The 12270-nt window shown below is 43.9% G+C and carries 13 protein-coding genes; all 13 read right to left on the minus strand.

The features are described 5' to 3' along the window. Positions 1 to 34: 34 nt before the first annotated feature. Complete coding sequence (locus tag RIL182_RS12025) at positions 35 to 388, minus strand: nitrous oxide-stimulated promoter family protein (protein ID WP_006856859.1); 354 nt, start codon at positions 386 to 388, stop codon at positions 35 to 37. A gap of 253 nt (positions 389 to 641) precedes the next feature. Further along, on the minus strand, positions 642 to 914 hold the full coding sequence (locus RIL182_RS12030; RefSeq protein WP_006856858.1) for a spore coat protein: 273 nt from the start codon (positions 912 to 914) through the stop codon (positions 642 to 644). Between the two features lie 23 nt (positions 915 to 937). Then, positions 938 to 1123: a hypothetical protein gene (locus tag RIL182_RS12035; RefSeq protein WP_015520385.1), complete on the minus strand. Its 186-nt coding sequence runs from the start codon at positions 1121 to 1123 to the stop codon at positions 938 to 940. 100 nt (positions 1124 to 1223) lie between these two features. Next, positions 1224 to 2813 (minus strand): ATP-binding protein, encoded by a 1590-nt coding sequence (locus RIL182_RS12040; protein WP_006856857.1) that lies wholly within the window; start codon positions 2811 to 2813, stop codon positions 1224 to 1226. Positions 2814 to 2944: 131 nt separating this feature from the next. Further along, positions 2945 to 3655 carry a tRNA lysidine(34) synthetase gene (locus tag RIL182_RS12045; protein WP_055195576.1) on the minus strand — a complete coding sequence of 237 codons (711 nt, stop codon included), beginning with the start codon at positions 3653 to 3655 and terminating at the stop codon, positions 2945 to 2947. Positions 3656 to 3884: 229 nt separating this feature from the next. Further along, positions 3885 to 4640: a cell wall hydrolase gene (locus RIL182_RS12050; RefSeq protein ID WP_006856855.1), complete on the minus strand. Its 756-nt coding sequence runs from the start codon at positions 4638 to 4640 to the stop codon at positions 3885 to 3887. Positions 4641 to 4962: 322 nt separating this feature from the next. Continuing rightward, complete coding sequence (locus RIL182_RS12055) at positions 4963 to 5670, minus strand: hypothetical protein (protein ID WP_006856853.1); 708 nt, start codon at positions 5668 to 5670, stop codon at positions 4963 to 4965. After that, on the minus strand, positions 5671 to 5928 hold the full coding sequence (locus RIL182_RS12060; RefSeq protein WP_006856852.1) for a cysteine-rich small domain-containing protein: 258 nt from the start codon (positions 5926 to 5928) through the stop codon (positions 5671 to 5673). It abuts the gene before it with no gap. A gap of 2 nt (positions 5929 to 5930) precedes the next feature. After that, entirely contained in the window at positions 5931 to 6641 is a 711-nt protein-coding gene (gene cobI, locus RIL182_RS12065; protein WP_006856851.1) for a precorrin-2 C(20)-methyltransferase, read from the minus strand. A gap of 104 nt (positions 6642 to 6745) precedes the next feature. Next, entirely contained in the window at positions 6746 to 8152 is a 1407-nt protein-coding gene (locus RIL182_RS12070; RefSeq protein ID WP_006856850.1) for a cobyrinate a,c-diamide synthase, read from the minus strand. Further along, positions 8149 to 10212, minus strand: a complete 2064-nt coding sequence (locus RIL182_RS12075) for a bifunctional cobalt-precorrin-7 (C(5))-methyltransferase/cobalt-precorrin-6B (C(15))-methyltransferase (protein WP_006856849.1) — start codon at positions 10210 to 10212, stop codon at positions 8149 to 8151. Before RIL182_RS12075 ends, RIL182_RS12070 begins: the two co-directional genes overlap by 4 nt. Continuing rightward, on the minus strand, positions 10209 to 10940 hold the full coding sequence (cobJ, locus tag RIL182_RS12080; protein ID WP_006856848.1) for a precorrin-3B C(17)-methyltransferase: 732 nt from the start codon (positions 10938 to 10940) through the stop codon (positions 10209 to 10211). Before cobJ ends, RIL182_RS12075 begins: the two co-directional genes overlap by 4 nt. Continuing rightward, positions 10930 to 12270, minus strand: coding sequence for a cobalt-precorrin 5A hydrolase (locus tag RIL182_RS12085; protein WP_006856847.1), 1341 nt, complete (start codon positions 12268 to 12270; stop codon positions 10930 to 10932). Before RIL182_RS12085 ends, cobJ begins: the two co-directional genes overlap by 11 nt.

The following is a 12270-nucleotide window of genomic DNA, read 5'->3' on the forward strand; positions in this document are numbered from 1 at the left end:
TCTTGCGCTCTATCCTGTCACAGATACTTTTCTTTTATGAATCCGCCTGTTTCCTCTTATTCTGCAAAGTCACTTTCACATGACGGATCGCAAGTACCGGATGCACAAACAACATTCTCGGTCCTGCATAGCGCATCACTTTTCTTATTTCTTCCTGCATTTCTTTTGAATAACAGTGTACTTTACATGCACTGCAGAACGTCTTTGTCTCCATAAACGGACAATGCATGGTGCGCGCTGTCGTATACTCCTTTAACTTTTCACACTGCCCGCACAGCTCCCCACGTTTTGTCCCGTGACTGCCATGGCAGTAGATCTCTATCATGGATGAAACCGTCTCTACCTCCTTTTTGCGTTTGTCCTGTATCTTTTTTGTTTCTGTTTTCATATCCGCTTATCTTTTCAAATCTGCCCTCTCTGCTTTTATTCCTGACAACATTTCTGTCCGCAAAGTATCCCATCCGTTGTTTCTTTCTATTAGGCTGAACTAACTTTGCCCCGTTAGTCTAACCTAATATATAAGTGCTTGTCAAGAAAAAACGGTTTCCATAAAGTAGAAAAGACGCAGATCCTTACCGGATCTGCGCCTTTTCATTTCTAATCATAGATCTGCCCGCAAAGCGTTGATCTATTGTTTTGTTTTACACTGTCTTCACACACTGTGAAAACTTCTGTTTTGCATTTTCTACTTTGTTTGCATCGGCATCTGGTGTCGGATAAAGCCCTCTCTGATGCATCATGTTAAACACATCTTCCTGGATGCAGTGTTCCTGCTCTAAACAGTGAAGGATCGCATCCCTCACACTGTCGTGCACACATTCATTTGCAAATGCATTATAGTTATTTGTTGCCGCCTTCTCAGCCGTGAGTGCATCGGCTAAGATCTCTTTGTCTGTATAAATCTGCTCAGTCATGATCTTCCTCCCTCTCTTATTCCTTAGCTTAACTGTGCATACAGGGAGTTAAAATGTCCCTGATGTTTCTGGGAAATCTCCGTAAATTTTGCACTGATTTCCTGATCCTCTGTGTGTTCTGCAAGCATCTGGAATTTTTTGATCAGAAGATCCTCCTCGGTCAGCAGATCATTTAACACGGATAACTCTTTTTCTGATAACTGGCTCATGTTCCACCTCCATATTTTAAATCTATCGTCGGCATATCGTCTTGACATTGACTCGCCTAAACAATAGTGTGGTCAGAACCTGTCAGATTATGCATCTCATTTAAAGTAATCCATCACCAGTTACCAGCTCATCTAAAACAGCATACATCTGTTTAATATCTACCGGCTTACTTAAGTGGGCATTCATTCCTGCATCAAATGATTTTTTTACATCCTCCTCAAATACATTTGCGGTCATCGCAACAATCGGTACCGTTTTACTGTCCGAATGATCCGATTCACGGATACAGCGTGTGGCAGCAAGTCCATCCATGACCGGCATCCGGATATCCATCAGGATCACATCATAATATCCCGGTTCATGCTTCAAAAACTGTTCCACGCCCGCTTTTCCGTTCTCAGCGATATCCACCATAAAATTCTTATGTATCAGAATGTTTCTTGTAATTTCAATATTGATTTCATTATCTTCGACAAGCAATGCCCTTTTCCCGGAAAAATCATATTCCTGATAAGTCGTCCGCTCTGTCCTCCGTCTGTCCTCTTTTGCAGTCTTTAATGGAACCGTCACGACAAACGCGGAGCCTTTTCCTTTCTCACTGTACACATCAATCTTACCGCCCATAAAATCAATAATATTTTTGGAAATGGTAAGTCCTAATCCGGTTCCACCGCTTAACGTCGTATTTCTGTCATCTTCCTGTGCAAATGCATCAAAAATGTGCGGCAGAAAATTCTGTTCCATACCGATTCCATTATCCCGGATCTCGAAACGGAAGATCGTTTCCTGTTCTCCTCTGGTAAAAAGCTCTATAATAAAAAATACGCTTCCCTCCGGCTGTGTATATTTTACAGCGTTTTCTAAAATCGCTGACAGCGCCTCATTTAATTTTTCACGGTCAAACAGATATTGATCCGCAAATGAACCACGTCTCTGTACAGAAAAAGAAATCTTCTTCTCCTGCGCCTTATCTGAAAACTCTTTCTCGATATGTGTGAGGAATGCTTCAAAATCCGTACTTTCCTCATGGAATGCAACACGGCCGCTCTCTAAGAGCGAAAGGTTTAAAATATCATCCATACAGGAACGCAGAAACTGTGCCGACATCTCAATCTTGTCAAAATTTTCCAGAACCTTTTTTTCATCGCCAAGATTTGCCCTGCTCAGATAGGAAAGTCCGATAATTGAATTAAGGGGCGTACGGATTTCATGGCTCATGCGCTCTAAAAATTCACTCTTGGAACGATCCGCACGCTTTGCCGCCAGCATTGCATCATAAATCTCTCTCTGGCGATTCTGTTCTTCTTCATAATTATCCGTAACATCTCTGCGCACAAAAACAAGGGTCATTTTTGTCTTGTCATAATAGTGGATATTCATTGATTTCCGACGGTATTCCCCGCCGCACAACAAACGGTAATTAATGACGAAACGTTCTTTTTTCTGTAAATTTTCTTGCAGACGTTCCAGCCTAAACTCCCTCTCGCACATTTCTCTGTCTTCCGGATGTACATACTTTGGAATTGTCACATCATTGACCTTCTGGTAATCCCCATCAATCGGCGGCATAACATCCGCATCCTCATTGGTAACAATGGTATGTACCATCCCATCTTCCAGATCTACATATGAAATAAAATCAATTTCTTCTTTTATAACGCTCTCCAAAATTGCCCGCTGTTTTTCCATAGTATGTTCCTTTTCCGATCCATTTTCACTGTGCTGCTCTGATTTTATGAAACCTGTTTTTTATTATAACAGTTTTATTTCCTGTTTTAAATAGAAAACCAAAATAAACTGTATCTAAAGTCCTATTTTTGTTACTGTTCGTAATCTTCCAGAAAACTGTGAAGTCCCATACCTGTATGATATGCAATCACAGTATTTAAATTTACATTTTCCACACTTTTAAAGATATTTGCCGCAATTCCGGGATTTATGTTTTCAAATTCCTCCAGCAGACGTTTTACTTCTTCCTGCTGGTCTGAAAAGTCCTCTTTCGTTCCTGTTACCATTCCAAACTCCATATTCCATTCTTTCAGATCCTGCTTATGCACCAGATAAAACGGGCGGATAACCTCTATGCCGCCAAAGTCACGCTCCTTTTCTTTTGGCATCAGAGTACTGATTTCTCCCCTATACAGTACGCCCGTAAGTATCATTTCTATCACATCCTCATAGCAGTCTGCCACCGCTAACTTATTACAGCCGGAGTTTTTTACGTCATCCACAGAGTGGAGTTTTTGCACCGGAATACCAGTCTCTTCTGCAATCCGGATAAATTTTCCGTTATTCTCCTCTTCGAATGAAAAAAAATCCACCTCGAAATCAATCTTTCTGTGGCGTTTTATCTCCTGAAAACATTTTGCAAGGATCAGTCCATTCCCGCCCTGTGCAATACAGACTGCAACATGATCGCCGTCTTCCACTAACCGGTAGGTGTTGATTGCTCTTGCAAAACGTGAAAATATTGTCTTATGATATTTTTTGCGAAGACTAAACTCCGCTTCTTCTTTTCTTGTATCTCCCATGGAAACTCCATTCTTGTTTTTTTGCTGAAAATTCACTCTATAATAAATTGTACACGTTCTAAACACACTGTCATCAGGAACAATAAACAATCGAATGCGCGTTCCCCAGACATTCCGGTGCCAAGAATCAGTATAATTTCTCCGCAGAGGGAAGTCAATTTCTAATATCAAAAAAAGAACTTCCCGGTCTGAAAAATTTTCATGACCGTTCCGTTCTTTTTCCGTTGTGCTAATAGCAAAAATAATGCCCACCAATTTTGACCTCCACATGTTCCGTCAGCGGAAATGTGGAAAAATACATTGTATCATCTCTTAATATTCTGGTTTTTCCGTCCAGCACCTGCTGGATGGAGTCATATTCCTTCTGTGTCGGTTTTGCCCTGTCCCTGTTTTTAAAAGAACAGAACTGTACCGGATTTTTCTGGCTTAAAACCTCATAAAGTGTATCCGGATACACATCACTTCTCATACGGTTAAACACAACCTCCACAACCGCCTGCTGTCCTTTCACCGGTTCTCCCTGTGATTCTAACCAGACGATCCTGGCAAGCAGCTCTGTTTCATCCGGCGATAAAGTGATATGCCAGCGGTTTTCCGGTGTGGCCGGTGCCGCCTGAGTCTCCTGCACGATTTGTGCATCCTGCTCTGCCGGAGCTTCCTGCACTGTTTGTGCATTCTGCTCTGCCGGAGTTTCCTGCACCGCCTGTGCAGTTTCCTCCATCTGTGTTTCTTTTGTGGTTCTTATTTTTTCCTGCATCAGATCATCATCATATGCAGATGTTACTATCATACTTTCTTTTTTTTCGATTCCTGTTTTTTCATCTGATTCTGGCGTAAATGAATGTGCAAAACGTATTGATCCTGCTGCAAGTCCCTCCATTGCCGGAACTTCTTTGATCTTTACGTCTTCTTTCATGTTGGATGCTGCAGTCAGACTGACGATAAAACTAAACAGCACTGCCGCGCCCAATATTCTCTTTCTCATTTTGCTCCTTTCCTCAAGAATGATACATATATGTCAACATGACGAATGCCGTCATTTGATACAGGCACATATCATACTTAGGTTATATCCAAAAGTCAAATTTTTTATACATGTTTTCCCGAAAAAAAATTTGCTTATTTTTACTCAATTTTTTGATATGTGTCCTGTTTTTTATCAGCCATTCATCCATCCGAAATTATGTTCGAATAAAGTAGAACTGACCAGGTAAACAAAAAAACACCCGTTTTTTCGGATGTTTTTTGAAATAATTGCCAAATTTGTTACTACGTTTTTCGGATGTTTTTTATAAAAAACAATCTTTTTATCTTCGATAAGCACATTCTTTATTGCTGCAGGATGCACAGATTCCGGTACTTTTGTCACCACATTTTTCTGTTTCAGCAGCATTCCATTTTACTCCTGCACCGGAACTTTTCCCGGATTTTTCCCGGAAATTCCGCTTAGATTCCACTTTCAGACTTCCACCGGAAAATTCCGCTAAAAACATCACGCTTTTTTTGGGTTCCATGCAGTATGCCTGATTGCAGGTAATCCGATTCTGTCCCATCTCTGCTAAAAGCTGTGCCATTTTTTCAAAAGGAAGCCCCTCCTCCGAGCCAAAAAAATGATAAGATTCAAGGCGCTGTTTCAAATGTGCCTCTGCCCACCTCTGAAACATGTCATATCCTTTCCGCAAAAGCTCCCAGCAGATCGTCTCAACTGCATATGCTTCTCTTAAACGCTCTGTGCTGCTATAACGGTTCTCGAGCTCATCTACCCTGCTCCCCAGCGTAAATATCCCGATTGCATAATTTTCTTCTCTGCACAGATTCAGGATCTGTTCACACTGACGCCTCGTCATGCAGTAAAATCCTTCCTCCCCGGCAAGGCATTCGCGCAGTTCCCCTGCAACTTCCTTTAGCATTTCCATATCTTTTTGCTCATAATGGTAATGCTTTAAAATTTCCACAAGGAAATCGTGTGTCAGTTCGTTTTTTAAATTAGTATGAATAAATTTCTCTTCTGTCACTTATTTTTCCGTCTCTGCTTTCTTTTTTAAAAACTGCATGATAATATCATAATTTTCCGCTTCGTGGGGAAATGTGCAGTGCATGCAGGATTTGATGACTCTGCCCTTACTGTTAATATATTCCGGATTGCCCGGACAGTGTTCTCTCTCATACAGCGGACAAAAACAGAACAGGCAGTTCATCTCATCATTTTCCACCTCATGACACGGATAATATTTACATGCCCTGTTTTCAAAATAACGATAGGAATTTTCCAAGGTCAATGCTCCTTTACGATCACAATGGTAAGATAACCGGAGGTATCATCTAACTTTTCCACCTCTGTGGTTATTTTTTCATTCATCATACCACAGTTTTCTACCGAATACACTTCCAGTCTGCTATCTTTTTGCTGTTTTTGCAGCATCTGCTTTAATTCTCCTAATTTCTTCCCGGACTTCATATAAATTCTGGTTCCGGAAAATTCTGCTGTTTTTCCTATCTCATAGGATGCCGGTATCACATGGATCTCTTCTTTATTGTCCGCTAACGATATTCCAAGTGCCCCCGCCGCCGCACAAAAAGACGGGACTCCGTTTACGATATGTGCCTCATAGCCGCCTTTTACCACACGTTTATGGATATACTGGTAAGTGGAGTAAACCGTCGGATCTCCGATCGTCAAAAAAGCCACCTGTCTGCCGTTATCTAACAATTTTTTTATCTCAAGACAGATCTGCTCATGCGCCGCAGTAAGTCTGCTCTCATCCTTTGTCATCGGAAAGGGCATACATATCAATTCTTTTTCTGCAATTTTCCCACATGCCTCTTTCATGATTCCGTAGGCGATGCAGTCCTCTTTGCTTTTTGCCGGGAGTATCACGGTATCGCACTCTCCAACGATCCGTACCGCTTTTAATGTGACCAGCTCCGGGTCACCAGGTCCGACGCCGATTCCGTAGAGTATCCCTGTTTTTTCTGTATTTTTCACGGTTGTATTCCCCTGTTTTTACTTAAATTCTGTTCCTGTGTTTTCACTTCATATTTTTTGTATTTCACAACAATTTATTTATCCTGCTGCATTAAAATGCTTCCTTAGCTATTTACTTCTGACCTGTCCGCATAATTTTTTGCTTTTTTTACAAAATTTTCCACAAATTGCGGCGCAGATGGATAATAAAGATGCGGAAATCCCACAAAGCATGAATTTTTATCAAAAACACAGTCATATTTTTTCCCACTTACCGGTTTTAATGCCACACAGTCATCACCGTTTGCGGTACTGTCGAAATAATGAAATTCATGCCCTTTTATGCTGCCATTTTCCGGCAGAAAGTTTGATTCTTTTTCCGTAAGTTCGATGTACCCGAAACGAACCAGTTTCCCTGTGTAAAAGCAGTCTCCCGGCACAACGCCTGCCATCTCATAAACATGATGCTCTGTATCTTCCATCGTCTGATGCAGATACATAAATCCGCCACACTCAGCAACGATCGGCATCGCGAGTTCCGCCTTTTCCCTGATATCCGCAAGCATCGTCTTATTTTCAGATAATTCTTTCGCATAGAGTTCAGGGTACCCTCCCGGAAGCAATAGACCGTCCGCTTCTTTTGGCACACTTCCATCATGAAGCGGTGAAAAAAATACAATCTCTGCGCCGGCTTTTTCAAGTGCCTTTAAGTTGTCCTCATAATAAAAACAGAACGCTTCATCGCGTGCCACGGCAATCACGGGTCTTTTTCCGCTTTTTTGCAAATGTACTTTCTGCTTACCGTAACTGTCTTTTTCTAATGTGCTGCCTTCCGGCAGTTCTGATGCCCCCTCCGCGATTGCGAAAAGCCTGTCTATATCGACGGTCTTTTCTAACATATCCGCCGTTTTTGCCAGCAGTTCCGCCATCTTTTCTACTTCTTCCGGGCGTTTAAGTCCCAAATGTCTGCTCTCTAAAAGAATCTCCTTCTGGTTTGGAAAATATCCAAGAACTTCTACCGGAAAACTCTTCTCGATCTCCGGCCGTATCGTCTCAAAAAATGCGCCGGAGGTGCGGTTTAAAATAATTCCACGGATCAGATGAATCGTATCATAGGAAAGAAAACCGGCGATCAGCGGAAGAATGCTCCTCCCCATTCCGTGCGCATCGATGACTAAAATGACCGGCGTGTCTGTCACCGTCGCAAGGTCATAGGCAGATCCTTCTTTCCGGATCCCGCCTAACCCGTCATACAGTCCCATTACGCCTTCCATCACAGAGATATCTGCATTTACTGCAGACTCCATAAACAGTTCTGCCGTCATTTTCTCCCCGGTAAAAAACGTATCCAGATTTTTCGATGGTATTCCAAGTACCGTGCGGTGAAACATCGGATCGATATAATCTGGTCCACACTTAAATGCCTGTACTTTTTTCCCCTGTCTTTTTAATATTTCAAGCAGTGCACAGGTGATCGTAGTCTTTCCGCTTCCACTTCCTGTCGCGCCAATCAGTATTCTTGGTGTCCTCATGACTCCGTCCCTCCTGCAAAATAAAACGACAGGATAAACACCGGATTTTCCGCCTGCATCAGATGGTAACGTCCCGCCTTTTTCGCACGGCTGACTGACATCTGGATGATTTCTTCCTGTTCCACCGGAAACTCATTTAATATAGAAGAAACAGCCCCAACCGTCTCTAACGTAATTGCCGTCACTACCACACGCATACGCGGATTTTTCCGGTATAAATCCGTTAATATCTCCTTTAAACTGCCATTGCTTCCACCGATAAATGCATGAGTTGGAACCGGAAGCCCTGTAAGTGCCCCGGGTGCCTCCCCACAGATCACTTTTACATTGGCAAGTCCATACTTTGTGCAGTTCTTTTCGATCAGTGCGACAGCCTCCTGTTTTCGCTCAATGGCATAGACGGTAAGATTGTCTGACAGCCTTGCCATCTCGACCGCGATTGAGCCTGTCCCGCTTCCGATATCATAAACCACCGCGTCGGGTGTCAGGTGCATTTTACAGATTGCCGCCTCCCGGACTTCCTCCTTTGTCATCGGCACCTTATCCCGGCAAAATGCGTCATCCGGCAGACCATGCGTCAGGAATTTTGGATCAGAATTCTTTTTTTCTCCCGAAATCCTCTGATTCTGGATCAGACAGGTATAAAGTCCCTCGTCGGTAAGCTGCATACATTCTTCCGGAGACAATGTTTTTATCTGTTCCGCCGGATAGGACAGCGCATATCCGACCGTCACAGTCGTCTCTTTTAATCCACATTCGATCAGCCGCTTCCCGATTTCGCGGACATCCGAAACACCGGATGTAATAACAAACACTTTTTCTCTCATCCCTGCCTTTTTTATCAAACGCTCCATCTGGTCTGTCCCATGCAGGCTGACGATTTTAGCATCCTGCCAGCTGTTACCACTGCGCGCAGCCAGATAAGAAACCGAGGAAATCCCAGGACAGACGGACACCTCCGTGTTCTCCCTGCCCTGCAATGCCTGCATCATTTTTTCTGCGCCGCTGTAGAATCCGGTATCGCCGGAAAATAAAATGACTGCATGGAAAATGGCTTTCCCACTTTTTTCACCTGCATCATCAAGGCATGGAAGAATGTCTTTTGCCAGATAATACGGCAGTCGTTCCGCAGCTACATTCCATTGCGCCGGCACCGCATCCAGCAGTCTTTTTGCCCCGAATAACAGATCTGCGCCTTTTATACGCTCCGCCGCTTCCTCTGTGATCAGTTTTGTATTTCCCATGCCGATCCCGACAAGAGATACCTGCATCTGTTTTCTTCGAATGTGTTTACCGGTCAAACGTTCTATTTCCTGAAGAATTTCCTCTAGGTTTTCCTTTTGCTCCCCGTTCTCCGCCTCCGGGTTTTCGATCACAAATACTGATACCCCTGCCTTTTTCGCGGCACTGATCTTCTCTGAAAATCCACCGGACGCACCGCTCTCTTTTGTGACCATATAACGGATCTGATACTGATGGAGAAGTGCAAGGTTCATTTCCTCGGAAAACGGGCCCTGCATGGCAATGATCTGTCTCCCTAAAATGCCGTTTTTATGACAGATCTCTATGCTCTCTGTCCCTGGCAGGACACGGACAAACAGCCGCTCCCTCAATGTCTCATTTTCGCAGTAACAGTGCAGTTCCTTACTTCCCGTTGTAAGAAGAATATTTCCACTGGTCTGCTCTAACGCGCGGACACATTCCTGCTGTGACTTTACATAAATTACATCGCTGTCATCTCCAGCCGACTGCAGTGTCCGCCGCAGACGATAATACGGAAGTCCTGCCTGTGCGGACGCCTGCCTGATATTAGAAGAAACCACGACCGCATAGGGATGCGTTGCATCAACGATTGCAGCATAGTCTCCCTTTTGCATGAATTCTTTCATTTCTTCTTCCGTAAGTCTTCCGGTGTAAATATTCCGATACTGCCCCTCGGTCATGACCTCATGCCCATATCCCGTGGCGACACAGACATCCGCGCAGATCCCGGATGCATCTAAGATATCCGCTAACTGTCTGCCCTCTGTGGTGCCGGAAAAAATCAATATCCGTTTCATATATGATATCCTCTTTTAGTGACGAGATGTCCGTCTATGATCTTTGTTTCTGAATTACCGATAAACACGGTCGTAAACATGTTGACCTGACGATCCCGCAATTCTTTTAACGTGCAAAGTTCCATTTTTGACTCATCTCTTCCGATATTTTCCACATATCCGCACGGGCGTGTCTCCTCAACTGTCTCTAACAGAATATCACAGGCACGCATCAGATAGTCCGCACGTTTTCTGCTGGACGGGTTGTAGATCGCAATCGCAAAATCCCCATCCGCCGCCGCTCTTAAACGTTTTTCTATTTTTTCCCACGGCGTCAGTAAGTCACTTAAGCTGATTACGCAGAAATCATGGTTTAATGGTGCTCCAAGGCACGCAGCCCCGCTGAGTGCAGCGGTGACGCCCGGCACGACACTAAGTTCACAGTCCGGGTAACTTTCCCCGATCTCATACATCAAAGATGCCATTCCATAGACCCCCGCATCCCCACTGCAGATCAGGGATACTTTTTTCCCTTCCCTCGCCTTCTCAAAACAGAGGATGCAGCGCTCCCGCTCCTGCTTCATCGGTGTAGAAAGCTGCTCTTTTTCCGCAAATGCTTCGCCTAACAGTTTTAAATAAACCTGATAGCCGATGATCGTATCGCATGCCAGCAGTGTATCATACGCCTGCATCGTCATCATTGCTTCTTCTCCCGGTCCCATTCCCACAATATATATTTTATGTTTCATCAAATCTTACACTCCATTCCCGCTCAGCTATCGCAAGCGTCATTCCGTCTTTTGCCTTCTTTTTGAGCAGTAACCTGCCCTGTACTAACATTTTTTTCTGATTTTCCCTGCTGTCACAATTTTGCTGCATATACGATTTTTCTTTTCCCTCACTGCCACATCCAGGCTGCTTTATTTTCTCTTTATCTTCTTTCCTGCATGCTGCAAGCGCTGCGCGTTCACACACATTGTCCACGCCGACTGTCTGTGACACAAATGCCGAACCGCTGAAGGTTCCCGGCACTTCTTTTAAGACTTCTTTCGGATACGTCAGAAAGTCCAGCCCATATTTTTTTACAAATTCTAAAAATCCCGGTTCTTCTTTTTTCAGATCGATCGTGGCAAGCGCTGTAACTGCCTGTATGGATATCTGTTCCTGTTCTAATGTCTCTAAGACAAACTGCCCGATCTCCTCACAGGATTTTCCCTTTTTACAGCCCATGCCAAGGATGATGGTGCGGGGGATCAGCCAGAGCGGATCTGTATGCGTTTTAACATCCACCTGTTCATCTATGACCTGACTCTTTGGAATATTTTTTACCGGATACCTTGCAGAAATCACAACATCCGGCATAGATATATGGTCCTGTTCTTTTTTCACCGACCACTTTTGTGGCGGATTTTCTTCACATGTTGTTATGTCAGATATCAGTACCGATTTTGGTATCTCTCCTTCCACCCGCCCGCCTGTCATTATCATAATCTTCTTTCCATCGAGAATTTTCGACGAAATTCCTGCAATTTCCTCTTTATTCTGTATGAAAAGTCCATTTTCTTTCGCAAAAACATCCACGGCAAACGCATGATTGACATCGGTTGCCGTTGTTATGACAGGCACTGCACCGATCCGTTTTGCAAGCAGTCCTGCAAGTTCATTTGCTCCGCCATAATGTCCGGACAAAACCGGGATAACAAACTGTCCCGCCTCGTCCACCACCAGAACCGGGATGTCTGTCAGTTTATCACGCAGAGAAGGTGCCATGGCGCGCACCGCGATTCCGCATGCGCCGATCCAGATGACTGCTGTCTTTTTCCCATTTCTGTTTTGTTCGAAACGCGCGCGCATCCAGTCGTAGATGCTTTCTTTGACATAAACCGGATTTTTGCCATTGGCACGATTGTGTTCCCGGATCCACTCAGTCTGTATCTCTGCATCTGATATTTCCTGATATCTGCCATACTTTGTATACAGACACACTTCGTACCCTTTCCCACACGAATACAGACATTCCCGTATCTTTGCCGAGAGTTCTATCCCGCGCCTGGTAAAACTCATGATATCGATCTGCAT

Source organism: Roseburia intestinalis L1-82 (assembly GCF_900537995.1).
GTDB classification, from domain to species: Bacteria; Bacillota; Clostridia; order Lachnospirales; family Lachnospiraceae; genus Roseburia; species Roseburia intestinalis.

What these genes read in the sequence shown, in the direction of transcription:
- RIL182_RS12025 (WP_006856859.1), bottom strand. Translation starts at nt 388, where the DNA reads ATGAAAACAGAAACAAAAAAGATACAGGACAAACGCAAAAAGGAGGTA.
- RIL182_RS12030 (WP_006856858.1), bottom strand. Translation starts at nt 914, where the DNA reads ATGACTGAGCAGATTTATACAGACAAAGAGATCTTAGCCGATGCACTC.
- RIL182_RS12035 (WP_015520385.1), bottom strand. Translation starts at nt 1,123, where the DNA reads ATGAGCCAGTTATCAGAAAAAGAGTTATCCGTGTTAAATGATCTGCTG.
- RIL182_RS12040 (WP_006856857.1), bottom strand. Translation starts at nt 2,813, where the DNA reads ATGGAAAAACAGCGGGCAATTTTGGAGAGCGTTATAAAAGAAGAAATT.
- RIL182_RS12045 (WP_055195576.1), bottom strand. Translation starts at nt 3,655, where the DNA reads ATGGGAGATACAAGAAAAGAAGAAGCGGAGTTTAGTCTTCGCAAAAAA.
- RIL182_RS12050 (WP_006856855.1), bottom strand. Translation starts at nt 4,640, where the DNA reads ATGAGAAAGAGAATATTGGGCGCGGCAGTGCTGTTTAGTTTTATCGTC.
- RIL182_RS12070 (WP_006856850.1), bottom strand. Translation starts at nt 8,152, where the DNA reads ATGAGGACACCAAGAATACTGATTGGCGCGACAGGAAGTGGAAGCGGA.
- RIL182_RS12075 (WP_006856849.1), bottom strand. Translation starts at nt 10,212, where the DNA reads ATGAAACGGATATTGATTTTTTCCGGCACCACAGAGGGCAGACAGTTA.
- cobJ (WP_006856848.1), bottom strand. Translation starts at nt 10,940, where the DNA reads ATGAAACATAAAATATATATTGTGGGAATGGGACCGGGAGAAGAAGCA.
- RIL182_RS12085 (WP_006856847.1), bottom strand. Translation starts at nt 12,270, where the DNA reads ATGCAGATCGATATCATGAGTTTTACCAGGCGCGGGATAGAACTCTCG.